We start from the raw sequence: 24,314 nt of genomic DNA on the forward strand, positions 1-24,314 counted from the left end.
GCCCTTCCCCATCAACGTGGCCAGAGTGCGGTAATCGAACAAGTATAGCCTTTGCTATACGACAGGGTAACGCGGGAGTGCCTCCCCCGCCCAGCGTGCCGTCGGCAGGCTCGTTATCATGCCGTCCGGCAGGCGTCTCGCGGGGTGGTCCGGGGCCCGCCCGGCGCGGGTCATGGTCGTTCAGTTCTCGTCGAGAAAGCGCTCGAGGGCGGCCAGGGTCTCGCCGCTGACGTGGTGCTCGATGCCCTCGGCATCGAGGCGCGCGGTCTCGGCGCTGACCCCCAGCTTGAGCAGGCAGGCCTCGACGAGATGGTGACGCCGCCGGCTCTCGGCGGCGAGGCGCTCCCCGGCCTCGGTCATGGAGATGCCCCGGTAGGGCCGCTTGACGATCAGCCCCTCCTCCGCCAGGCGCTTGAGCATCTTGGCCACGGTGGGCTGGGCGACGCCGAGGCGGCGGGCGATATCGATCTGGCGGGCCTCGCCGCTATCGGCGATCAGGTCCGAGATCAGCTCGACGTAGTCCTCCGCCAGCTCGGTACGCCGCGCGTCGCGCGCCTTGCGAAAGCCCTGCACGTGGCTATCCGGCTCGATGAGTCGCCCATGGCGAGGCTTAAGCGCTGATGTCATCGGATCCTGACCTGAGATAAAGAGCTGTCGGGAGAAGCGTGTGGGCGTGATGTCCTCATGATGCCTGGTGGCAGCAAGATTGCAATTTCGGCGCTAACCGCCGTGGAGTCCGTTCGTCATACCGGAGGTCGGGGCGTGACGGCATCGGTATCGCGCCGTTGCTGGTGGCCATGGAGCGCCGAGAGGGAGCCCTCCAAGACCTCAGAAAGAAAGCCCGCCTGCCCTGAGAGGGAAGCGGGCCCGAGAGGAGATCATCGCGGCGAAGACGAACCAGGTCGCCTCGTGACACCTCAAGCAATGGTCATCGCTTCATCCTAGCGGATAACGAATACTGAGCAATCGGCATGACGTACCACGCGCTCGGCGGTCGAACCGATAAAGTAGTCGCTGAATCCTGGCCGGCTGGCCATCATCAGGATGGCATCGGCACTGATCTCAACCGCATACTCGAGTATCTGATCATGAGCGGTGCCTTCGCGTGTGACCACATTCATGGTCACGTTCTCGAGCTGCAACGACTCGGAGAGGCTCTGCAGCAGGGCCTGGGTTTCCCGCTGATGCTCGACGTACTGGCTTTCCCCCAACTGTATCATTAGAGCTTCCTTGTGGACCGTAATCGGGTCCACATAGAGCAGGGTGATGGTGCCGGCGCCATCGATCAACAAACGGGCGGCTTCCCGTAGCTGGGCGATCTGCTCTTGATGAGTGAGATCGACTGGTATCAGGATCTGATTAAACATGGCATCACCTCACCCCATTACTGTATTGGGCAGCCAGAGCACGATTTCAGGGAAGATCATGCACAGGATCAGCACCACCAGGTTCACTGCTACAAATGGCGTGACTGACCGGTAGATTTCTCCCATTCCAACATCGGGTGGAGCGATCCCTTTCAGGTAAAACAATGCAAAACCATAGGGCGGCGTCTGTACAGCGATCAATATGTTGAGAATCATCAGTACACCAAACCAGATAGGGTCATACCCCATGGAGACGGCGATCGGCGTAAACAGCGGCGCGCACATCAGAACGATGATAAATTCGTCGATGATGAAACCCAGCAGCAACATGATCACCTGGAAAAGGATAATGATCATGATAGGCGGAAGGTTCAAGCTGGTGGCAAGATCGGCCACCATACTTTGCACCCCCATCAGCAGATGGAAATTGCTGAACACCGAGGCACCGAAGATGATCCACATGGCCACGCTGACCAGAGTGGCGGTCTGGAGTCCGGCGGACTGGAACATGGCTGGCCGGAAGCGCTTATAGAGTATCGCTAACAAAATAGCACCCACGACGCCGATAGCGCCCGACTCCGTCGGCGTGGCGATGCCGGAAATGATGCTCCCCAACACGACAAAGATCAGCAGTAGCGCGGATAGACCATCGCGAAGGATGACGAACTTCTGCCGGGGAGTGCGTGCTGGCTCGTCGGAATGCTCCTGATCCTTAGGGGCGCGCGAGGGATTGAGCCAGCAGCTGACGACCACATAGGTAATCAACAACACGATCGTCAACAAGGCCGGCATCATGGCACCCAGAAACATGCGTCCGACCGAGTTCTGAGTCGCGGCGGCAAACATGATCATGGGTATGCTGGGAGGAATCAGAATACCCAGACCCCCGCCCGCCATGATGACACCCAGCGCCAGTCGCCGATTATATCCACGGTCCAACATGGGACGCAGTGCAATGCTGCCCGAGGTCATTATGCCGGCACCGATGATGCCGACCATGGCACCAATCATCGAACAAACTCCGATGACGCTGATGGCCAGGGATCCGCGTACTTTGCCGATCAACAATTGGCTAGCATTGAACATGGCGTCGCCAATTCCAGACTTGGTCAGCAATTGCCCCATGTAGATATACAAGGGAATCGCTAACAGGATAAAACTAAAAAAGGTCGATTCCAGGGTCGTCGGAATGACGTTGAATATACCATCGCCCCAAGTCATGTAACCGATGGCCATGGCGATCCCACCTAGCGCCAGGCCCACAGCAGCACCCAGAGCGAAGAAGATCAGAATGCACAGCAACAGCACCCCGGTCAGCAGTTCAATGTCCATGATGAACCCCCTCTTTTTGTTTCAGCAGCGGGGTACCCGTCGCCAGGTAATAAATATCGTTCAATGCGTCCCGGAAAAACTGCGCAATAAAGAGCGCACAGGCGATGATCATCATGACCCAGAAATGATGCATGGGCGGCGCCCACTCGCTTTGGCGGCGATAATCAAACTCCAGGGCTTCCATCAGCTTGCCCGTGCTGACCTTCACGATAATGATCAGGAAGAAGATGGCCAGGGCATAGCCGAGAAGATTGAAGACACTCTTGGCCTTGGGTGAGACCTTCAGGTAGAGAATGTCGACGTTGATGTGTGCCCGTTTCTGCTGGGCATAAGCGCCACCCAGCGCCGTGATATAGCCAAAGAGAAACAGTGACAGATCATAGGCCCAGATGGTGGGGCTACCGAGCACATAGCGAGAGAATACTTCAAAGGCAACGATACCGGCTAATAGCGGCATCATGTAGGAAGCTGCTTTGCCGGTCAGCATGACAATAAAATCAATACCGTGGCAGAGCCCCCTCAGCAAAGCATGGAACATAAGGGATCTCCTGAAATCATTTAAAAGGCGGAAAGCATGATCTACTTTCCGCCTCATCTTGACTGACTCGTTTCTGAGACTGATCAAGCCAAGATATGCTCACCAATCCAATGGTGGCATGCAGCGGCACGCCACCATCGGCTCAAGTCCAGTACCGACAATTGAAGACAGGAGAACTTGGTAAAAGTCCGTCTGTTTTCAATAGCGATAACATGACAGGCTGTGTGCCTGTCATCCCATCGTTAATCAGTAGCCGGTCTCATTCAGGATCTCGATCAAGCGCTTGCTGTATTCACCCTGCTGAGCGTACTCTTCCCGAAGCTTTGAACCAGCTTCGGCCCAAGCCTCCTTGTCAGCTTCACTCGGCTCCGGGCTCCACTCCAGGCCATTGGCTTTCATTTCTTCCAGCGCCTCGCTTTCCCACTGCTTGGACTTGGTCAGCTGTTCTTCGGCGTGGATCTCAGTGGCCTCACGGACAGCATCCTTCAGCTCATCTGGCAGCTTGTTCCACTCATTGCGGTTAACGACGATCGGCAGAACCTGAGCGCCGGCCAGCGGCAAGGGATACATGTACTTGGCGACCTCAACATGGTTACCGTCACGGTGGTCGATCATGTTGCTGCCGATGGAGCCGTCAATGACACCGGTGGCCAGGCTGGTGTAAATCTCGCTCCAGGCCATGGAAACCGGAGAAGCCCCAAGGTTACGCAGGAACTTGCCATAGGCACCGGGAGCGCGAATCTTGAGCCCCTCGAAATCTTCCACTGATTCGATCGGCTCCTTGGTCAAAATGTACACCGGCGGCTGGATATAGGGCTCAAGCCATACCAGTCCCTGAGAGGCGTAGGCCTCTTCCAGGACTTCATCCCAACCCTTTTCGTTAAAGAGGCTCTGGAGTTTGTCGGTGTCAGCGGTGCCGCCGGGCAGGCCAATCTCGACCACACCAGCCGGCAGCTCACCCGCGTGCATCGACTGGAACGGGGCGCCCATGGTGATCAAGCCAGACTTGACCGCCCCCAGCAGACCGGTGGTACCAACCCCTTCACCGGAGTAGAGGACCTGGACCTCGATTCGACCATCAGAGAGTTCCTCGATGTTTTCGCCCAGATTTTCGTACAGCTCCCCAAAGGCGGTGCCGCGACTGTAAAGGTTGCTGAAACGCCAGTTGTATTCGGCAGCCGCCACATCGGTGGCCACTAGACTCACCGCCAGTCCTATCCCGAGCGCTGAGGTGGACAGGTTTTTCTTAAAGTTACTGAATGTATTCACCATTTTATTATTCCTCTAGGGGCACATTGAATCGATTCAGTAGGCAAGAATAGGCCACAAGCGTGGTAGGTGACAAATCCCTACTGATGAATTGTCGTTGAATGCAACAGAGAGCAAGCACGAGACCATTCTGACAGGCGGCCGCCCCATGATCGACGGGTGTTCCCTGCTCAGGCGCCAGTTCATGACCACCTCCCTGTTCAAGATGCCAGTGAGCTCTCCCACCGTGGCCCGCGACTCCAGCTTGAACATGATCGCCTTCATCGAGGTCTGGCGAGTCGACAGTAACGGTCGCACCAAGGCCAACCTGTCGGCTTGCACTGGCCCGACGGTGCTTCCCCTCCTCCATGATGCGCCTGCTGGGGCCGTGACGGAGCGGCGAGCGAGATCCATGAGTTTTCCGTTACCCGCTTCTACACCGTCGGCCTGTCGCTCGACGGGATCGAGCCCAACGGTCTCGGCGCGTATCCTTAATCAGAGCGACACGCTGACCATTCACGGTCAGTGGCACGTCAAAGTACAGCAGGAATTCAAAGGCCATGGCCATTCCAAAGAGGACAGTGACCCGATGAGCGCCGAAGAACACCGCATAGTGCTGCTGGACGGGGGCATGGGACAGGAGCTCAGGCGGCGCAGCGACCACCCCGCCACCCCGCTGTGGTCCGCGCAGGTGATGCTCGACGAACCGGAACTCGTCGCCGCGGTGCACCGCGACTTCATCGACGCCGGCGCCCGCATCATCACCACCAACAACTACAGCGCGACCCCGCAGCGCTTGGCCCGGGACGGCGACCCCGCGCTGTTCGCGCCGCTCCATGCCGCCGCGCTGGACGCCGCCCGCCAGGCCCGCGAACAGAGCGGCCGGGCGGTGCGCATCGCCGGCTGCCTGCCGCCGCTGGTGGCGAGCTACCACCCCGAGGTGGTGCCGGACGACGCCACCTGCCGGCGCGACTATCGCCGGCTGGTAGAGGCCCAGGCCGATGGGGTCGAGCTCTTCATCTGCGAGACCATGACGCTGACCCGCGAGGCGCTGGCCGCGACCCGCGCGGCGGTGGAGCACGGCACCCCGGTGTGGGTCGCCTTCACGGTGGACGACGGCGACGGCACGCGCCTGCGCTCCGGCGAGCCACTCGCCGAGGCCGCCCGGGCGGTGGTGGCGGCCGGCGCCGCGGCGGTGCTGGTCAACTGCTCGGTGCCCGAGGCGGTCACCACCGCCATGGACGCGCTGGCCGACCTCGGCGTGCCCCTCGGCGGCTACGCCAACGGCTTCACGGCGGCGGCCGACCTCGCCCCCGGCGGCACGGTGGAGGGATTGGAGACCCGCGAGGATCTGGATCCCGCGGGATATGCCGAGCACGCCTGCCGCTGGATCGCCCGGGGCGCGACCATCGTCGGCGGCTGCTGCGAGGTGAGCCCGGCGCACATCGCCGCCCTCGCCGAGCGCCTGACCGCCGAGGGCTACCGGCTGGCCTCCGCCTGAGGACGAGAGGCCGAACCGCCCCGACCGGCCGTGTTAGGCTCGGGGCCACGAACACTGTGAGGAGCGCGCCATGAATGCCGCCGAGCTGCTGGACCGCCTGGTGGGCTTTGCCACCGTTTCTAGGGACTCGAACCTGGACCTGATCACCTTCGTGGAGGGCTACCTGGACGAGCACGGCGTCGATCACTGGCGCGTCGAGAGCGACGATGGCAAGAAGGCCAACCTGCTGGCGCGCATCGGGCCCAACGTGGCGGGCGGCGTGGTGCTCTCCGGCCACACCGACGTGGTGCCGGTGGACGGCCAGCCCTGGTCCAGCGATCCCTTCACGCTCACCGACAAGGGCGACGGACGCCTCTACGGCCGCGGCACCTGCGACATGAAGGGCTTCATCGCCTGCGCGCTGGCCGAGGTGCCTCGCTGGGCGGACCTTCCGCTCGACACGCCGATCTGGCTGGCCCTCTCCTACGACGAGGAGGTGGGCTGCATCGGCGCTCCGCGCATGATCGAGACGCTGCTCGCCGATCACCCACGCCCGGCGGCGGTGATCGTCGGCGAGCCGACCATGATGCACCCGGTGGTGGCCCACAAGGGCGCCACCAACCTGCGCACTACCGTCACCGGCCGCGCCTCCCACTCCAGCCAGGTCAACCAGGGCGTCTCGGCGATCCACGTCGCCGCGCGCCTGGTCACCCGCATCGAGGACGTGATGGCCGAGCTCAGGGCCGAGGGGCGCATCGACGAGGCCTTCAACGTGGTGCACTCGAGCCTGCACGTGGGCAAGATCCAGGGCGGCACGGCGATCAACATCATGGCCCGGGAGTGCTCGTTCGAGTGGGAGATCCGCCACCTGCCGAGCGACCGCTTCGAGGAGCTGCTGGGGCGCGTCAATGCCACCGCCGCCGAACTCGAGGCCGAGATGAAGCAGCGCGCGCCTGAGGCCGGCATCGTCACTGAGGCGCTCAACACCACGGTGCCGGCGCTCGCCGACGACAACAACGCCGAGGTACTGGCGCTCTGCCGCGAGCTGCTCGACGAGCGCCCCGCCAGCGCCGTGGCCTACGCCACCGAGGCCGGCCAGTTCCAGCGCGAGGGGCTGCCCACGGTGATCTGCGGCCCGGGCAGCATCGGCCAGGCCCACCAGCCCGACGAGTACCTCGACATCGAGCAGCTCGAGGCGGGCGCGCAGTTCATGGCGGCACTGGGCGAGCGGCTACGACGTAAGTAGAATGCCGGCTCCCTGCCCTCGCCTGGAGCCCCCATGCCGCGCCTGACGATCCTCAAGACCGGAGACAGCTTCGCCGATGTGGTCCGCGACCACGGCGACTTCGAGGACTTCTTCCTCGCCGCCCTGGCCCCGCTGGCCGAGGCGCGCGACGATCTGATCCTCGCGGTCCACGATGCCCGCACCGAGGGCGTGCCGCCGGCACCGGCCGCCGAGGACGGCGTGGTGATCACCGGCTCCCACGCCATGGTCAGCGAGGCCGAGCCCTGGAGCGAGGCGCTCAAGCCCTGGCTCGTCGAGGCCCGCGAGCGCGGCGTCGCCATGCTCGGCGTCTGCTACGGCCATCAGCTGATGGCGGCGGCCTTCGGTGGCCAAAGCGGCTACCATCCGGACGGCCGCGAGGTCGGCACCCGCCGGCTGCGCTTGAGCGAGGCCGGGCAGGCGGATCCCCTGTTCGGCGCCCTGCCGGCGACCTTCGCCGCCCAGCTGACCCATTCCCAGTCGGTGCTCACCGCCCCGCCGGGCGCCGCGGTGCTGGCCGACAACGACCATGATCCCTTCCAGGCGCTGCGCCACGGGCCGCGGCAGTGGAGCGTGCAGTTCCACCCGGAGTTCAGCGTCCCCGTGATGCGGGCCTACCTCGCCCACCAGCGCGAAGCCCTCGCCGACCAGGGCGACGACCCCGAGGCGCGGTTCGTCGCGGTCGCCCCTACCCCCGAGGCCGGCGGCCTGATCGCCCGCTTCGCCGAGTGGCTCGTGGAAACACCCAGCGTCGCCTGAGCCTACCCCGATCCGGGAAAGCCCCAACGAAAACGCCCCCGCACCAGACGGTGCGGGGGCGTTGTTCTGCCGTGACGGCTGGCCTAGCGGCTCGGGGCTAGCGGCGTGAGACCTCGGCGGTCTCGCCGACCGACGCCTCGTCCTCGACGGCCTGCTGCTGGATGCGCCCGATATCCGGCGCCCCGCCGGCGGCCTTGCGGCGCTGGCGATGCAGGTCGCGCAGCGAGCTTGTCATCATGGTGACGACGATGATGCCGCCGCCGATCAGCGCCAGTTGGGTCGGCACCTCGCCGACCCACCACCACACCAGCAGCGAGCCGAGCAGGGTCTCCAGCAGCAGCACCAGGCTGACCTCGGCGCCGGGCAGGTAGCGCGCCCCGGTCTGGATCAGGAAGTAGGCCGCCGGCAGGAACAGCGCCATGATCGCCAGCAGCGGCACGTCCTCGGCCGGGGGCAGGGTCGCGCCGCCGGCCAGCGCAGCCGGCAGCAGCATCGCCAGACAGCCCAGCGGCAGGATCACCGTGGTGTCGATGCCGCGGCGCCGCTCGCCCTTCTGGGCGCTGGCCACGGTGGTGTTGATGGCGATGGAGATCGGCACGAACAGCGCCACGCCGAGCCCCAGCAGGCTGCCCTGCCCCACCTCGCCGGCCGCCATCAGGCTGGCCCCGCCGACGCAGATGGCGATCACCACCCAGGTCTGGCGCCGCAGGCGCTGGCGGAAGAACACCAGGCCGATCAGCCCGGCCACCAGGGGCGCCAGGTTCATCATCACCAGCACGTTACCCGCCGAGGTGAAGCGGTTGGCGATGACGAAGGCCCAGCCGCTGGCGGCGAAGGCCAGCGGGCACCACCAGGCGGCGGGCCCGCAGGCGCGGATCGCCTCGGGCAGGCGATGGCCGTAGCGCGCCAGGGCGATCAGCAGCAGCACGATGCCCAGCAGCAGACCGCGCCAGAACAGGAAAGTGACCGGCGAGACGCCGGTCCCCTTGACCAGCAGGGCATCCGGCGAGAGCAGCAGCACCCCGGTCATGGTGATCAGGTAGCCCCGCAGCCGGAACGGCAAGCGCTTCCACATGCTCGTGTCAGTCCTCTTCCGATGTTATCAACGACAAGCAGGCCGGGGAGATCCCCGGCCTGCCATGGTCACGGACGTCAGCCGTCCCGGAGACTCACCCCGGGCGGCGACGCTTCAAGGCTCAGGCGCGTTCGCGACGCTTCACCGGTGCCTCGTCGTCACGACGACGACGCGGCGCCCGCTCCGGCGCGCCCTTGTCCTCGCTGATCTCCAGCGGACGACCGGCGACGCGAGCCCGGGCCATCTTGGCCAGGATGCTCTCCGGCAGCGAGCTCGGCAGCTCGACCACCGAGAAGGCGGTGCGGATGTCGATGCGACCGATGCGGTTGCCCTCGATGCCGCCCTCGTTGGCCAGGGCGCCGACCAGCTGGCCTGGCTTGACGCCGTCCTGGTGGCCCACGGCGACGCGGTAGCGGGTCATGCCCTCGCGCGGCGCGCTGTCGCGACGCTTCGGCTTGGCATCACGCGCGTTGCGGTCGTTGCTGCGCTCGGCGCGGGGCGCCTGCAGGCGACCGATCGGCGGCTCGTCGGCACGCGCCATGCGGGAGAAGGCGCAGGCCAGCTCGATGGGGTCGTGACCCTCCTCGACCAGGCGCTCGATCAGCGCACGCTGCTCGTCGGCACCGGCGGTCAGAGCGGCGACCACGCGCTGGTGGAACATCTCGTCGCGATGGGCGCGGATGGCGGCCTCGTCGGGCAGCGCCATCTCGCTCATCTTCTGGCCGGTAGCCTGCTCGAGCCAGCCCACCTTGCGGCCTTCGCGGAAGCCGACGAAGGTGATCGCGACCCCGGTGCGGCCGGCACGGCCGGTACGCCCGATGCGGTGGGTGTAGGCCTCGGCATCCTGGGGCAGGTCGTAGTTGATGACGTGGGTGATGCGCGGCACGTCGAGGCCGCGGGCGGCCACGTCGGTGGCGATCAGCACGTCGACCTTGCCGCGCTTGAGGCGCTGGATGGTGCGCTCGCGCAGGCTCTGGTCGAGGTCACCGGAGAGGCTGGCGACGCTCAGGCCACGGGCGGAGAGCTGCTCCATCAGGGTGGTGCAGGCGGCCCGGGTGCGCACGAAGACGATGGCGCCATCGACCGGCTCGACCTCGAGGATGCGCGCCAGCGCCTCCTGCTTGGCCCCGCCGTCGACCCGCACCATGCGCTGGTCGATGCTCGCCGCGGTGCCGACCTTGGCCTCGATGGCCACCTTGACCGGGTCCACCAGATAGCGGTTGACGATGCGCTCGATCTCGGTCGGCAGGGTCGCGGAGAAGAAGACCCGCTGGGCGTTCTTGGGGGTATCGGCGACCACGCGCTTGACGTCGTCGATGAAGCCCATGCGCAGCATCTCGTCGGCCTCGTCGAGCACCAGCGCGGAGAGACCGTCGAGCTTCAGGCTGCCACGATCCAGGTGATCGATGATGCGGCCGGGGGTACCCACCACGACCTGGGCGCCACGGCGCAGGGCGGAGAGCTGCTCGCGATATTCCTGACCACCACACAGGGTGGCGACTTCCAGGCCCTTGAGGTTCTGACCGTACTTGCTGAAGGAGGCGGCCACCTGCTGGGCCAGTTCCCGCGTCGGGGCCATCACCAGCACCTGGGGCTCGCGGCGCGTCAGCTCGAGGCGAGAGAGCAGCGGCAAGGCGAAGGCCGCGGTCTTGCCGGTGCCGGTCTGGGCCTGGCCCAGCATGTCGCGGCCTTCCAGCAGCGCGGGAATGGTCTGCGCCTGGATCGGCGACGGGGTGGTGTACCCCTGGGATTCAACGGCAGAAAGAACGGCAGGCAGCAGGGCCAGTTCGCCGAAGCTCGGCGAGACGACAGAAGTCGAGGTCATGAATCACACCTTAATAGGCCGGCATCGCCGGCAGGTAACATCGGTGGCGCCCCTGACGCGGTAAAGCCATCAAGGCACCCTGCCGACCGTCGGCCCGAAGGCAGCGGAGCAGAGCGTAAATCGGAGTCGGGGACGCCGGTCGCACCTGGCATTCGGCCCATGCCATCGCAGTCGATGGCCGCATGAGCCGCTGTGGCGACCGTTGGCGCCGATCTCGCCCGGGTGGCGGATCTCGGTGGCGCTCCATCTACACAATTCGAACGCGTGAGGCGCAGCTCTCGTGGCTGGGCTTCCCGCTTCGGCGCTTGCCTCGCCCGTCGGGGGGAGGTCGCGTCGTCATGATGGTGGGGTCAACACATGCGAGGAGCGCGCATGCTACCATCGTCGCGGTGACCTGGCCAGCCTTATTCGTTCCACCTTTTCAGGAGCCCTAAATGCCGAGCCTCTGGGTCGATGCCGACGCCTGCCCCCGGGCGGCGCGCGAGATCATCGTCCGCGCCGCCGAGCGCACCGCCACGCCGACCTGGTTCGTGGCCAACCACACCGTGCCGCTGCCGCCCTCGAAGTGGGTCAAGGGCCTGGCGGTGAGCCAGGGCTTCGATGCCGCCGACAACGAGATCGTCGAGCGCCTCCAGCCGGGCGACCTGCTGATCACCTCGGACCTGCCGCTGGCCCTGGAGGCCATCGAGCGCGAGGCGCGGGTGATGACCACCCGCGGCGAGGCGCTGGATGCCAACAACATCCGCGCGCGGGTGCAGATGCGGGACTTCATGGAGACGCTGCGGGCCAGCGGCGAGCACACCGGCGGCCCGAGCGGCTACTCCGACGCCGACCGCCGCGAGTTCGCCAACGCCCTGGACCGGTGGCTGGCCAAGAACTCCTGACCATGACGCCTCTGCACCCGGTGCAGAGGCGACTGATATCAGGACAGGCATGGAGACGCTGTGGGCCAGCGGCGAGCACACCGGCGGCCCCAGCGGCTACTCCGACGCCGACCGCCGCGAGTTCGCCAACGCCCTGTACCGGTGGCTGGCCAAGAACTCCTGACCATGACGCCTCTGCACCCGGTGCAGAGGCGACTGATATCAGGACAGGCATGGAGACCCTGCGCGCCAGCGGCGAGCACACTGGCGGCCCAGCGGCTACTCCGAGGCCGACCGCCGTGAGTTCGCCAACGCCCTAGATCGCTGGCTCGCCAAGCACCAGCGCCGATGATGCCGGTGCTGCGACCAGTTCTGCTAGCTGGCGCGGCAGAAGAAGAGAGCGGCTTTCTGGCGACAGGCTGCGTGGAGGCGCTGTGAACCCTTCCCTGGGCGCTACTTTTTCCATCCCTGGAAAAAGACCTCCGCTTCGCTCTGTCCCCAGCGCCTCTCTCCGCCACGCTGGGTCACGCCGTGCGCGACAGTCGCTTACCCATTCTCGCGAATCCCCTGCCCCGGCAGGCGCTCGCGATCGTGGGGCCGCTCGAGGTCGAGGCACGGACCGGCGGGCACGATGCGGGTCGGGTTGATGGTGTCGTGGCTGTAATAGTAGTGGCGCTTGATGTGGTCGAAGTTCACCGTCTCCGCGATGCCCGGCCACTGGTAGAGCTCACGCAGGTAGTTGGCGAGGTTCGGGTAGTCCTCGATGCGCCGCAGGTTGCACTTGAAGTGCCCGTGATAGACGGCATCGAAGCGCACCAGGGTGGTGAACAGGCGGATATCGGCCTCGGTCAGCCACTCGCCCGCCAGGTAGCGTTGCTCGGCGAGCCGCGCCTCGAGCCGGTCGAGGGCCGCGAACAGCGCCAGCACGTGCTTCTCGTAGACGTCCTGCTCGGTGGCGAAGCCCGACTTGTAGACGCCATTATTGACGTGCTCGTAGACGTCGTCATTGACGGCATCGATGGTCTCGCGCAGGTCGGTCGGATAGAGGTCCAGCCGGTCGCCGGTGAGGCCGTCGAAGGCGTCGTTGAGCATGCGCACCAGGTCGGCCGATTCGTTGTTGACGATGCGACCCTGCTGCTTGTCCCACAGGGCCGGCACGGTCACCCGGCCGGTGTAGTGCGGGTCGGTGAGGGTATAGAGCTCGCGGTGGTAATCGACGCCGTTGACCTCGTCACCGCTGGAGCCCTCGTCACGGAGGTAGCTCCAGCCCTGATCGAGCATCAGCGGGCTGGTGTGGGAGACGCCGATCAGCCCCTCCAGCCCCTTGAGGCGCCGCATGATCAGCACGCGATGCGCCCAGGGGCAGGCCAGGGAGACGTAGAGGTGGTAGCGCCCCGCCTCGGCCGGCAGGCCCGGCTGGTGCTGGGGCCCCGGTGACCCATCGGGGGTGATCCAGTCGCGCAGCTTCGCCGATTCCCGCACGAACTCGCCACCGTGCTTCTTGGTGTCGTACCACTGGTCGTGCCACTGTCCATCGATCAAGAGCCCCATCTCGGCCTCCTCGGTTCGTCATGAATGACTTCAGCTTACGACCACAAAATCGAAGCTCAAGCGCACTTTTTCCGGCCAACCATTCGATTTTTTCAGGTGCTGGCAGCGAGTGCACAGGCCAGGACGGCCTCCTGCAGATGGCGGGCCATGGCACGGGTGGCCGGCCCGGCGCGGTCCCGGTCACGATGGATCAGCTGGATCGGCACCTCGCGGCGCGCCCCCGCCGCCAGCGGCAGCGGCACCAGGCGCCCCGCCTGGAGGGCCTCGGCGATGCGCGTCTCGGGCACCCAGGCGAAGCCGAGATTGCGCTCGAGCATGTCGATGGAGGTGTCCAGGTGGCTCACCGTCCAGCGCTGCTCGGCCTTCAGCCAGCCGGCATCCAGCGGCTGTCGCTGAGCGGAGTCGCGCACCACGAGCTGGCGGTGCTGCTCCAGGTCGCGCAGGTCCAGCACGCGTCCCAGCCGGTGCAGGGCGTGGTCGGGGTGGGCCACGGCGACGAAGGGGATGGTCACCAGCGGCTCACCCAGAAAGCCCTTGGCAGCGAGGCCCGAGATCAAGAGGTCGGCATGGCCATCCTGGAGCATCTCCAGCCCCCCGTTGAGCACCGTCTCGTGAAGCTGCACCCGCACGTGAGGATAGGAGTCGGAGAAGGCCTCCAGCGCCCGGGCCAGGGCGTCCGGGGGGAAGATCTGGTCGATGGCCAGCACGATCTCCGCCTCCAGGCCCTCGGCCAGCCGGCTGGCGACGTCCTCGAGGGAGTCGGCGTTCTCGATCAGCTGACGGGCGCGGCGCAGCAGCATCTCGCCGGCCTCGGTCAGGCGCACCTGCCGCCCTACTGGCTCCAGCACCTTGACGCCGAGCTGCTGCTCCAGCTTGTGCACCGCGTGGTTGAGGGTCGAGGGGCTCTTGTGGATGGCCTCGGCGGCACGCGCGAAGCCGCCATGATCCACCACGGCGGCCAGCATCTGCCATTGGGCCAGGGTGACACGTGACATTTCGAATTCCTCGAACATAAACGGCGAAACATTGCGCTTAATCTTCGAAAAAAACGACCTAGAATGCCAGTCATGACTCCCCAATCAATGATGGAGACAGGACCATGGCCACCACCGCAACGACCCGGCAGGTAGCACGCCTGCTGAACACCCGGCCGAGCCAGGATGGCGATGGCGTCCAGATTCAGCGCCTGCACGACTTCGGCGGCGGCCTGGATCCCTTCCTGATGCTCGACGAGCTGGGCTCCGACCGGCCGGACGATTACATCGGCGGCTTTCCGCCCCATCCCCATCGGGGCATCCAGACCCTGACCTACGTGATCCACGGGGGCCTGACCCACAAGGATCACCTCGGTCACTCAAGCACGATCCGCGCCGGCGATGCCCAGTGGATGCACACCGGTCGCGGCATCATCCACTCCGAGATGCCGCTGACCGACCAGCAGGGGCTCCACGCCTTCCAGCTTTGGCTGAACCTGGCGGCCAGGGACAAGCTCAGCGAGGCGACCTATCGGGACGTGCGGGCCGAGGAGATGCCGCGACTGACCGGCAGCCACGCCTCCTTGACGGCGCTGGGCGGGCACTGGGAGACGCTGGACGGCGACGGCGTCGACGGTCCCCTGACGCGACTGGCCGGCCAGGGCGCCGTCGCCCATGCGCGGCTGGAACCCGGCGGCGCACTCGAGCTGACGGCCCCCGCCACCACGCTGCTGGTCTATGTCTTCGCGGGCGGCCTGGAGGTCGCCGGCACCCGCGTCGGCAAGGGGCAGCTCGCGCGCCTGGGCGACGGGGACACGCTCCACCTCTCCAGCACGGAGGGCGGACAGGCCCTGCTGCTCGGCGGCGAACCCCACGGTGAGCCGATCGCCCACTACGGCCCCTTCGTGATGAATCGCCAGGACGAGCTGGAACAGGCGCTTCGGGCCTACCGCGACGGCACCCTGACCGAGTGATCGCCCACTCGCGGGTTGAAAAACCGCGCATCGCACTATTAAATACGCTTAGATAACGGCGTTCACGCCCCCGCAGCTCGCTCGAACACCGCCGCCCTGGCGCCTCGAGCGGGCCTTTCTGTATATCCATACAGACTAGGCATCTCATACATCATAGAGTATGGTTCTAAGGCCATTTTTCCGTTTTCTTTCTTCAACTGTCACGGCCTTAATTCCCATGATGCGAATCCTTCATTCGCTACCCCGCACCCATAAGCTGCTGCTGTTACCCGTGGCAACCATGGTGACCGTGCTGGGAGCCCAGAAGGTCCTCACTACCTTCGAAGACGTTCAGCGTGATCGCCAGTCGCTCGATACCGTGCTCGTTCCCCTCGACGCCGACGCCAGTCCCGGCCTGCCCTCCCTCGACGCCAAGCGCGATGCGGTGAGCGGTGCCCTAGCGAAGGCCAACCAGGCGCTGGACGCGACGCGCGGACACGTGCCGATCTCTTCGCTGACCGCCTCGGAAATCGTCGACATCGACTTCCTCGAGGCCGCGCGGGCCAACCAGGCCGAGTCCGGGGTTCCCGCGACCCTGGCCATGCCCGCCCAGCCGGACGCCTCGCCGCGCAACGCCCAGGCCGATGCCGAGGGCGACGCGGTGCGCCTCGATGAGGGCGCCCAGCACATGGCCATGGTCATCGGCACCATCGCCGCCGGCATGCTCGAGCTCGAGGACGGCATGGTGGCCGATGCCACCTCCTACGAGGAGGTCACCGAGGACGAACTGGCGCTCTTCGACGAGGGCCCGATCGTCCTCGATCAGGAAATCGTCGCCGACGAGCCCTACGTGCCGCAGTGGCAGACCTATACCGTGCAGAGCGGCGACACCTTCGCGATCGTGGCCCAGCAGCACCTCGAGATGGGCTACAGCGAAGTGATGGGACTGCTTGACACCCTGCCCGAGCCGCGCCTGCTGACCCACTGGCGGGTCGGCGACCGCTTCGAGTACCAGCTCGACGAGCAGGGCGACCTGCTGGCCCTGCGCATGATGAAGAACGCCCGCGACGGCTACCTGGTCGAGCGCCAGGAAGACGCCTTCGAGGTCGCCACCATCGAGCGCGCCGGCGAGGCGACCCAGCGCCTGTTCGCCGGTACCATCAGCGGCAGCTTCGCGCGATCGGCCAAGGCCACCGGCCTGACCAGCGCCGAGGTCGCCGAGCTCTCCCGCGTCCTGGAAAAGAAACTCGACTTTCGCCGCGACACCCGTCGCGGCGATCGTTTCCAGGTGCTGGTGGAGTCCGACATCATCGACGGCGAGAGCCTCGATCCGCGCGTCCTCGCGGTGGCCTACGAGGGTGCGCGCATGAACCTCACCGTGGTGCGCAACCCGGACGACAACCGCTTCTACACCCCGGAAGGGGACAGCCTCGACCCGGCCTTCAACCGCTACCCCTTCGAGGGCCGCTACCGGCTGAGCTCGCACTTCAACCCCAATCGCCTGCATCCGGTCACCGGCCGCGTCAGCCCCCACAAGGGCACCGACTTCGCCATGCCGATCGGCACCACCGTGCGCGCCCCGGCCGACGGCCGCGTCGAGAAGGTCGGCAACCACCCGGCGGCGGGGCGCTACATCGTGATCCGCCACGACAACGGCTACAAGACCCGCTACCTGCACCTCTCCCGGCCGATGGTCAGCAACGGTGAGCGCGTCACCATGGGCGAGCGCATCGCCCTCTCCGGCAACACCGGCCGCAGCACCGGGCCGCACCTGCACTACGAGGTCCTGGTCAACAACCGTCAGGTGAACGCCATGAAGGTCGCCCTGCCGGACAACCAGAGCCTCGAGGGCGAGCGCCTGATGGCCTTCCAGCGTCAGGCCGAGCCGATGCTGGCCGCCCTCGCGAGCGGCGAGACCGGCGCCGTGGTGGCCAGCACCGAGCCGCCCGCCGGCGATGACGACGAGGGCTGATCACGCCCCGCCATCGTTCCTCCTGCGCCCCGCCTCGTGCGGGGCGCGGTCGTTTCGGGCCCGGCTCAGCCGAGAATCATCACCACGCAGGCCGCGGTCAGAAGCCCCATCACGGCGTTGAAGATCCGCCAGTGGCGCGGGGTGGTCATCAGTCGACCGACGGCCACGCCGAAACCCGCCCAGAGCGCGATCGACGGCAGATTGGTCACGCCCATCACCGCGATCACCACCACCGCCGAGGCCAGGAAGGCATCGCCGGAGAGCGTGAAGGAGGCGATCCCCGAGATCGCCATCACCCAGGCCTTGGGATTGGCGAACTGGAAGGCGGCGGCCTGCCAGAAGCTCAGCGGCCGCGCCGCGGCGTCGGCGCCCTCGCCCTCCGGCGGCGGCGCGGTGGCGATCCGGTAGGCCAGCCACAGCAGGTAGGCGCTGCCGACGAGCCTGAGCCCCTGCTGCAGCGGCGGCCACTGCTCGAACAGGGCGCCGAGCCCCAGCGCCACGGCCCCCATCAGCCCCATCACGCCGATCGAGATGCCGAACATGTGCGGCAGGGTGCGCAGGAAGCCGAAGTTAGCGCCCGAGGCGGTCAGCATCATGTTGTTGGGACCGGGCGTGGCGGACATGCTGATGGCGAACAGCATCATCGGGCCCACCAGGGCAAGCAGCTCGGGCAGCGGGAGGGTCATGGGGACTCCTTTCGTGCGGGCATCGCGGCGGACCGACGCGAGTGCCGACTATTGTAGGGGTACAATTTCGCGCAACTGCCTGACAGGATCGACAATTGCGCGCACAATCTCAGTATGCGCGGCCCGCTTCGCCGATCAAGGACGGCTTTGTCACCCCGACATTGCCCGCCTCCGGTCATGTACCGAAGTTCGCTGCATGCCTCTACCGTCATCCGTTGGAGAGTCGCCCCATGGACATCCAGGCCCAGGCCCGCGCGCGCTGCCGGTGGCTGCCCAACCTCGAGGGGACCGGCACCCCGCGCTACCAGGCGCTGGTCGACCAGCTGGCCGCCGATATCGCCGCCGGCACCCTCGCTCCCGGCGAGCGCCTGCCGCCCCAGCGCCTGCTGGCCGACGCGCTCAAGGTGACCGTCGGCACCATCACCCGCGCCTACCGCGAGGCCGAACGCCGGGGCCTGGTCGAGGCCCGGGTCGGCAGCGGCACCCGGGTGCGCTCGCCGTCGGCGGAGGCGCCGCGCTTCCACCACCTTTCCCGGGCGGAAGAGGGCAGCATCGACCTGTCGCTCAGTGTGCCGATCCCCCACCCCTGGCGGGCCGAGCAGCTTGCCGGCGTGCTCTCGCGCCTCAGCCAGTCCCCGGCCGCCGTCGAGGCCGCCCTGGCCTATCCGTCCGAGCAGGGCAGCCCGGCCAGCCGCGAGGCGCTGGCCGGCTGGCTGACCCGCCAGGGGCTGCCCCTGTCGGCCGAGGAGCTGATCCTCACCGCCGGCGGCCAGCACGCCGACTTCCTGGCCCTGCAGGCGCTGGTGCAGCCCGGCGAGGCGGTGGCCTCGGCGGCCCTCACCTACCCCGGCATGATCGCCACCGGCCGCCAGCTGGGCCTCAAGCACCTGGCGGTGCCGATGGACGACGAGGGGCTCCGGCCGGAGGCGCTGGAGCGGCTCTGCCAGCAGCAGCGCATCCGCCTGCTCTACCTGATGCCCGAGCACAACAACCCCACCGGCGCGCGGATGGGCGAGGCGCGGCGCCAGGCGATCGTCGAGGTGGCCCGGCGCCACGACCTGCTGCTGCTCGAGGACGGCGTGCAGTTCGTCACCGCCGCGACCCGCGGCACGCCCTTCTATCGCCTGGCGCCGGAGCGCGCGCTCTATATCTTCAGCGTTTCCAAGCTGCTCGCCGGCGGGCTGCGCCTGGGCGCGCTGCGGGCCCCCGCCAACCTGATGCCGCGCCTCACCGCCGCCCTGCGCGCCCAGTGCTGGGCGATGCCGGAGCTGATGACCCGCGCCGCCGTCGACTGGCTGACCGGCGACGAGGCCGCGACCCTGATCGAGTGGCAGTGGCAGGAGGTGGCCGCGCGCCAGCGGCTGCTCGCCGAGCGCCTCGCGGGGCATGAGATCGTCGCCCACCCCTGCGGCTTCCACGCCTGGCTGCGCCTCCCCGAGCCCTGGCGGGCGGTGGACGTGGTGGCGCGTGCCGCCGAAAGCGGCGTCACCCTGCTCGGCGCCGATCCCTTCTGCGTGGGCAGCCAGCCCGCCCCGCAGGCGGTGAGGATCTGCGTGACGCCGCCCGCCGAGCGCGCCCGGCTCGACGAGGGATTGCGCCGGCTGGCGGCGCTGCTCGAGGAGGAGCCCAGGCGGGTCTCGCCGCTGGTCTGACGCCTCTTCCCTTCACTGCCAGGAGCCACGCGCTTGTCCTCACCTCACGTCCCTTCCGCGCCGCCCTCGGGCGGCATGCTCGCCAGCTTCATCGGCGTCTTTCGCTACAGCCATCGCGCCCTGGCGCTGGTCTGGCAGACCTCGCGTCCGCTGACCCTGGGGCTCGCGCTCTGCACCCTGGTCGCCGGCGTGCTGCCAGCGGTGGCGGCCTGGATCGGCCAGCTGATCGTCGACGCCGTGGTCGCGGCGATGGCCCTGCATCGCGACACCGGCCGCGTCGAGTGGTGGGGGGTGTTGCGCTACGTGCTGGCGGAAGCCGGGGTGATCGCCACGATCGCCCTGGCCCAGCGCGGCCTCGCCGCCCAGCAGTCGCTACTGCGCGCGCTGCTCGGCCAGAAGGTCAACGTGATGATTCTCGAGAAGGCCGGCACCCTGTCGCTCGAGCAGTTCGAGGACTCGGAGTTCTACGACAAGCTGACCCGGGCGCGCCGCGAGGCGTCCACGCGGCCGCTGGGCCTGGTCAACAAGACCTTCGGGCTCGCCCAGAACGCCATCTCGCTGGCGAGCTTCGGCGTGCTGCTGGTGCAGTTCTCGCCCTGGGCGATCCTCGTGCTGGTGATCGGCGCCCTGCCGGTGTTCGTCTCGGAGGCCAAGTTCTCGGGGGATGCCTTCCGGCTGTTTCGCTGGCGCTCGCCCCAGACGCGCATGCAGATGTACCTGGAGACGGTGCTGGCCCGGGAGGACAGCATCAAGGAGGTCAAGCTGTTCGGCCTGGAGCCGCTGCTGCTGGAGCGCTACCGGACGATCTTCGACACCCTCTACGACGAGGACCGGCGCCTGACCATCCGCCGCGAGACCTGGGGCTTCCTGCTCGGCCTGCTCGGCACCCTCGCCTTCTACGGCGCCTACGCCTGGGTGGTGGTGGAGACGGTGACCGGGACGCTGACCCTGGGCGAGATGACCATGTACCTGATGGTCTTCAAGCAGGGCCAGGCGGCGCTCTCGGCGAGCCTCACGGCGATCGGCGGCATGTACGAGGACAACCTCTACCTGTCGAACCTCTACGAGTACCTCGAACAGCCGGTGCCGGCCGAGCCAGGCACGCTGACCGAGGGCGCGATACCGGGCGACGGCATCCGCTTCGAGGCGGTGAGCTTCACCTATCCGGGCAGCGCGACGCCGGCCCTCGCGAGGATATCGCTGCACCTGCGGCCGGGTGAGAGCCTCGCCCTGGTGGGCGCCAACGGCTCGGGCAAGACCACCCTGATCAAGCTGCTGACCCGGCTCTACGAGCCGACCGGGGGACGCATCCTGCTCGACGGCAGCGACCTGCGCGACTGGGACATCCAGACGCTACGCCGGCGCATCGGGGTGATCTTCCAGGACTTCGTGCGCTACCAGATGAAGGTGGGCGAGAACCTGGGCGCCGGGGACGTCGAGGCCTTCAGCGACGAGGCGCGCTGGCAGGAGGCGGCGCGGCGCGGCCTGGCCGACGCCTTCATCGCCGAGATGCCGGGTGGCTATCACACCCAGCTGGGGCGCTGGTTCAAGGGCGGCCAGGAGCTCTCCGGCGGCCAGTGGCAGAAGATCGCCCTGTCGCGGGCCTACATGCGCGAGGGGGCCGACATCCTGGTGCTCGACGAACCCACCGCGGCCATGGACGCCGCGGCGGAGGCCGCCGTCTATGCCGACTTCCGCGAACACAGCCGCGACCGCATGACCATCCTGATCTCCCACCGTTTCTCGACGGTGCGCGCCGCCGACTGGATCCTCGTGATCGACAACGGCGAGATTCTCGAGCAGGGCGATCACCCGAGCCTGATGGCCGCCAACGGTCGCTATGCGAGGCTTTTTCGCCTGCAGGCGAAGGGCTACGAGTGACCGGCGGCGTCTGGTCAGCGACAGGCAAGCCCCGGATGGAGCCTGGCGTGCCGGGGGGCCATGCTCGGCCTCTCGCCGCGCCGCCGGCCGTCCTCCACTTCCCCTCCGCCACGACCGTCGCCTCGCCATGCCGTGAGGCACCATGGCGGGGCAAGGCCCCGTCAGGGCTTGCTGCCATGCACCATCACGCCTCCACCAGCCCCTCGCCTCGCCCGCCAAAAACGCCATAAACTACTGAAAAAAAAGAACTCTCATTGTAGTGGCAATGGACATGCATTGTTATTGGCAGAGAGTGCCAGACGTGGACCAGGCCCCACCGGGGTACGAGTGCGTCGAACCCGACCTTCAACGGCGAAGGCCCAAGATCGTGTGTTCGAACGTCATTCGACGAGGTATGCCCCATGGAAATCCAAAACAAGGCCAACAGGATACGTTTGTTCAACTGGAAGATGCCGCAGATGCGCGCCTTCCACTTCTCCTGGTTCGCCTTTCACATCTGCTTCTTCGGCTGGTTCGGAATCGCCCCCCTGATGGCGGTGGTGCGAGACGACCTCGGCCTCACCAAGACTCAGATCGGCAACACCATCATCGCCTCGGTGGCCATCACCGTGATCGTGCGCCTGGCCATCGGCGTGCTATGCGACAGGATCGGCCCGCGCCGCGCCTACACCTGGCTGTTGTGTCTGGGCTCGCTGCCGGTGATGTGCATCGGCTTCGCCGATAGCTTCGAGTCCTTCTTCCTGGCTCGCCTGGCCATCGGTGCCATCGGCGCCTCCTTCGTGATCACCCAGTACCACACCTCGGTGATGTTCGCGCCCAACGTGGTGGGCACCGCCAACGCCACCTCGGCCGGCTGGGGCAACCTGGGCGGCGGCACCACCCAGATCCTGATGCCGCTGATCTTCTCCGGCATCCTGATGCTCGGCGTCAACGAGGCCCTCGGCTGGCGCCTGGCCATGGTGGTCCCGGGCATCGTGCTGTTCCTCACCGGCATCGCCTACTACTTCTTCACCCAGGACGCACCGGACGGCAACTTCGACGAGCTGCGTGCCCGCGGCGAGCTGCCGGAGGCCGATGGGGAGCACGGCATGGGCGCCAGCTTCGCTACCGCCGCCAAGGACATCCGTGTGTGGGCCCTGTTCGTGGTCTATGCCGCCTGCTTCGGGGTCGAACTGACCATCAACAACATCGCCGCCATCTACTTCTTCGACAACTTCGGCCTGACGCTGGCCACCGCCGGCATCATCGCTGGCCTGTTCGGCCTGATGAACCTCTTCGCCCGCACCCTGGGCGGCATCTTCTCGGACCTCTTCGCCCGCAACTCGGGCCTCAAGGGACGGGTCCGCTGGCTGTTCATCGCCATGCTCTGCGAGGGCGTGGCCCTGCTGTTCTTCTCGCAGATGCATGTCCTGGCGCTGGCCATCGGCATCATGCTGGTGTTCAGCCTCTTCGTGCAGATGGCCGAGGGCGCCACCTTCGGGGTGGTGCCCTTCATCAACAAGAAGGCGCTGGGCGCGGTAGCCGGCATCGTCGGCGCGGGCGGTAACGCCGGGGCCGTGGCGGCCGGCTTCCTGTTCCGCTCCGAGGCCCTGAGCTATCAGGAAGGCCTGTTCTACCTCGGGGTGGCGGTGATCATCGCCTCGCTGTGTGCGCTGCTGGTGCGCTTCTCTCCCGAGGTGGAGGCCGAGGAGAATGCCGCCTACCAGGATGCGGCCGGTAGCGAGCCCTCGGCGGCCCTGTCGCTGCGCTGAGCCACCTCTCGAGGGGGCAGGGATGCCCCTGGCGCTCGCCACGCCACCGTCGCCTCACCGCGGCGGTGGCGTTTGCGTTTTCAGGCACTCGCGGCCCGGGGCGCGGCCGAGTCTCCCCGCGACGCGCAGTTCCGGGTCATCGCGAAAACGCAGGACGCCCCCCTCCAGGCTGGCTACATTAAGAAAGCGTGAATGAGCGAAGACGACCCACGTCGAGGATGACGACGATCACCGCCAAGGAGCCCCCCCCGATGCGACACCTATTCACCCTGGCATGCCTGGCCGCTGGCCTGATGACGGGCACGGCCGGCATCCAGGCACAGGCCGAGCCCTCGCCCGGCAACGACGAGCAGGTCACTATCCAGTCCGGGCCACGCGTGGTCGGTGAGGTCTTCGAGTACGCCACCGGCGGCACCACCTATGAGGGCTACCTGGCGCGCAATGCCAGCACCGACCAGCCACAACCGGCGGTCCTGGTGGTGCATGAATGGTGGGGGCTGGACGGCTATGCCCGTGCCCGGGCCGATCAGCTCGCGGCACTCGGCTTCGTGGCCCTGGCCGTGGACATGTACGGCGATGGCAAGCTCGCCGGTCACCCCGCCGAGGCCAAGGAGTTCTCCAGCCGGGTGATGCAGGACTGGCCGGCGGCCCGCGCCCGGCTCGAGGCGGCGATGTCCCGGCTGGGCGAGCATCCGGCGGTGGCCGATGGGGGCATGGCAGCGATCGGCTACTGTTTCGGCGGCAGCGTGGTCATGAACATGGCGCTGTCCGGCATGCCACTCGAGGCCGCCATCAGCTTTCACGGGGTGCCGACGGTGGCGGTGAACATGCCCCAGGCCTTCGCAGGCAGCGTGCGCATCCACAATGGCGCCGAGGACGGCTTCGTCGCCCGCGACGACCTGGTGGCGATGGCCCGCGCCCTCAAGGCCCAGGGGGCCGACGTCAAGGTGACGAACTATCCCCTGGCCCGGCACAGCTTCACGAACCCGGAGGCCGATGCGCTGGCCACCCAGCACGACCTGCCGCTGGCCTATGATGCCGCCGCCGATGCATCCTCCTGGCAGGCGGCGCTACTGACCCTGGACGCCACCCTCAACGACAACGACTGATGGGCCGCGGCAGGCTACGGGCCCGGGGCCGCCA

At 67.0% G+C, this 24,314-nt stretch carries 21 protein-coding genes; 11 read left to right on the forward strand and 10 right to left on the reverse strand.

Annotated features, from left to right (window positions below; genetic code table 11):
• Window positions 1-180 precede the first annotated feature (180 nt).
• The 5 genes from mntR to C9F13_RS04020 form a co-directional block, all read right to left on the reverse strand.
• The gene (gene mntR, locus C9F13_RS04000) at window positions 181-627 is read right to left on the reverse strand and encodes a manganese-binding transcriptional regulator MntR (RefSeq protein WP_108444909.1); all 447 of its coding nucleotides are present in this window, start codon (window positions 625-627) and stop codon (window positions 181-183) included.
• Between the two features lie 314 nt (window positions 628-941).
• A complete protein-coding gene (locus C9F13_RS04005; RefSeq protein ID WP_108444910.1) occupies window positions 942-1,367 on the reverse strand; it encodes a universal stress protein in 426 nt (141 codons plus the stop codon).
• Between the two features lie 9 nt (window positions 1,368-1,376).
• Window positions 1,377-2,699 carry a TRAP transporter large permease gene (locus tag C9F13_RS04010; RefSeq protein WP_108444911.1) on the reverse strand — a complete coding sequence of 441 codons (1,323 nt, stop codon included), beginning with the start codon at window positions 2,697-2,699 and terminating at the stop codon, window positions 1,377-1,379.
• Complete coding sequence (locus tag C9F13_RS04015) at window positions 2,689-3,237, reverse strand: TRAP transporter small permease subunit (protein WP_170121123.1); 549 nt, start codon at window positions 3,235-3,237, stop codon at window positions 2,689-2,691. The genes C9F13_RS04010 and C9F13_RS04015 overlap by 11 nt, the downstream gene beginning before the upstream one ends.
• A gap of 246 nt (window positions 3,238-3,483) precedes the next feature.
• Complete coding sequence (locus C9F13_RS04020; protein ID WP_108444912.1) at window positions 3,484-4,509, reverse strand: TRAP transporter substrate-binding protein; 1,026 nt, start codon at window positions 4,507-4,509, stop codon at window positions 3,484-3,486.
• Window positions 4,510-5,074: 565 nt separating this feature from the next.
• On the opposite strand from C9F13_RS04020, the gene C9F13_RS04030 reads away from it, so the two are divergent.
• From C9F13_RS04030 to C9F13_RS04040, 3 genes are all read left to right on the forward strand, one after another.
• Window positions 5,075-5,986, forward strand: coding sequence for a homocysteine S-methyltransferase family protein (locus tag C9F13_RS04030; protein ID WP_108444914.1), 912 nt, complete (start codon window positions 5,075-5,077; stop codon window positions 5,984-5,986).
• Window positions 5,987-6,056: 70 nt separating this feature from the next.
• On the forward strand, window positions 6,057-7,211 hold the full coding sequence (gene argE / locus C9F13_RS04035) for an acetylornithine deacetylase (protein WP_108444915.1): 1,155 nt from the start codon (window positions 6,057-6,059) through the stop codon (window positions 7,209-7,211).
• Between the two features lie 33 nt (window positions 7,212-7,244).
• Window positions 7,245-7,988, forward strand: a complete 744-nt coding sequence (locus C9F13_RS04040; protein WP_108444916.1) for a glutamine amidotransferase — start codon at window positions 7,245-7,247, stop codon at window positions 7,986-7,988.
• A gap of 97 nt (window positions 7,989-8,085) precedes the next feature.
• Here the strand turns inward: C9F13_RS04040 and C9F13_RS04045 are convergent, their stop codons facing one another.
• Window positions 8,086-9,063: a DMT family transporter gene (locus C9F13_RS04045; protein ID WP_108444917.1), complete on the reverse strand. Its 978-nt coding sequence runs from the start codon at window positions 9,061-9,063 to the stop codon at window positions 8,086-8,088.
• A 121-nt stretch (window positions 9,064-9,184) separates the two neighbouring features.
• Window positions 9,185-10,888 carry a DEAD/DEAH box helicase gene (locus C9F13_RS04050; protein ID WP_108444918.1) on the reverse strand — a complete coding sequence of 568 codons (1,704 nt, stop codon included), beginning with the start codon at window positions 10,886-10,888 and terminating at the stop codon, window positions 9,185-9,187.
• A gap of 434 nt (window positions 10,889-11,322) precedes the next feature.
• On the opposite strand from C9F13_RS04050, the gene C9F13_RS04055 reads away from it, so the two are divergent.
• Together C9F13_RS04055 and C9F13_RS04060 are read left to right on the forward strand one after the other, a co-directional pair.
• Window positions 11,323-11,772 (forward strand): YaiI/YqxD family protein, encoded by a 450-nt coding sequence (locus C9F13_RS04055; RefSeq protein ID WP_108444919.1) that lies wholly within the window; start codon window positions 11,323-11,325, stop codon window positions 11,770-11,772.
• A 37-nt stretch (window positions 11,773-11,809) separates the two neighbouring features.
• Entirely contained in the window at window positions 11,810-11,935 is a 126-nt protein-coding gene (locus C9F13_RS04060; RefSeq protein ID WP_281261063.1) for a DUF188 domain-containing protein, read from the forward strand.
• A gap of 362 nt (window positions 11,936-12,297) precedes the next feature.
• Here the strand turns inward: C9F13_RS04060 and C9F13_RS04070 are convergent, their stop codons facing one another.
• Window positions 12,298-13,302, reverse strand: coding sequence for a glutathione S-transferase family protein (locus C9F13_RS04070; RefSeq protein WP_108444920.1), 1,005 nt, complete (start codon window positions 13,300-13,302; stop codon window positions 12,298-12,300).
• 92 nt (window positions 13,303-13,394) lie between these two features.
• The gene (locus tag C9F13_RS04075; RefSeq protein WP_108444921.1) at window positions 13,395-14,297 is read right to left on the reverse strand and encodes a LysR family transcriptional regulator; all 903 of its coding nucleotides are present in this window, start codon (window positions 14,295-14,297) and stop codon (window positions 13,395-13,397) included.
• 104 nt (window positions 14,298-14,401) lie between these two features.
• Here C9F13_RS04075 and C9F13_RS04080 point away from each other — a divergent pair, with 104 nt between their 5' ends.
• Together C9F13_RS04080 and C9F13_RS04085 are read left to right on the forward strand one after the other, a co-directional pair.
• Entirely contained in the window at window positions 14,402-15,250 is an 849-nt protein-coding gene (locus tag C9F13_RS04080) for a pirin family protein (protein WP_108444922.1), read from the forward strand.
• A 217-nt stretch (window positions 15,251-15,467) separates the two neighbouring features.
• Window positions 15,468-17,201, forward strand: coding sequence for a peptidoglycan DD-metalloendopeptidase family protein (locus C9F13_RS04085; protein WP_108444923.1), 1,734 nt, complete (start codon window positions 15,468-15,470; stop codon window positions 17,199-17,201).
• 65 nt (window positions 17,202-17,266) lie between these two features.
• Here the strand turns inward: C9F13_RS04085 and C9F13_RS04090 are convergent, their stop codons facing one another.
• The gene (locus C9F13_RS04090) at window positions 17,267-17,887 is read right to left on the reverse strand and encodes a LysE family translocator (RefSeq protein WP_108444924.1); all 621 of its coding nucleotides are present in this window, start codon (window positions 17,885-17,887) and stop codon (window positions 17,267-17,269) included.
• Between the two features lie 230 nt (window positions 17,888-18,117).
• Here C9F13_RS04090 and C9F13_RS04095 point away from each other — a divergent pair, with 230 nt between their 5' ends.
• From C9F13_RS04095 to C9F13_RS04110, 4 genes are all read left to right on the forward strand, one after another.
• Window positions 18,118-19,539: an aminotransferase-like domain-containing protein gene (locus tag C9F13_RS04095; RefSeq protein WP_108444925.1), complete on the forward strand. Its 1,422-nt coding sequence runs from the start codon at window positions 18,118-18,120 to the stop codon at window positions 19,537-19,539.
• Window positions 19,540-19,614: 75 nt separating this feature from the next.
• Window positions 19,615-21,420, forward strand: coding sequence for an ABC transporter ATP-binding protein (locus C9F13_RS04100; protein ID WP_108444926.1), 1,806 nt, complete (start codon window positions 19,615-19,617; stop codon window positions 21,418-21,420).
• Between the two features lie 401 nt (window positions 21,421-21,821).
• Window positions 21,822-23,171: a NarK family nitrate/nitrite MFS transporter gene (locus C9F13_RS04105; protein WP_108444927.1), complete on the forward strand. Its 1,350-nt coding sequence runs from the start codon at window positions 21,822-21,824 to the stop codon at window positions 23,169-23,171.
• Between the two features lie 251 nt (window positions 23,172-23,422).
• The gene (locus C9F13_RS04110; protein WP_108444928.1) at window positions 23,423-24,280 is read left to right on the forward strand and encodes a dienelactone hydrolase family protein; all 858 of its coding nucleotides are present in this window, start codon (window positions 23,423-23,425) and stop codon (window positions 24,278-24,280) included.
• The last annotated feature ends 34 nt before the right edge of the window (window positions 24,281-24,314 follow it).

This window comes from Halomonas denitrificans (assembly GCF_003056305.1).
Classification (GTDB): Bacteria; Pseudomonadota; Gammaproteobacteria; order Pseudomonadales; family Halomonadaceae; genus Halomonas; species Halomonas denitrificans.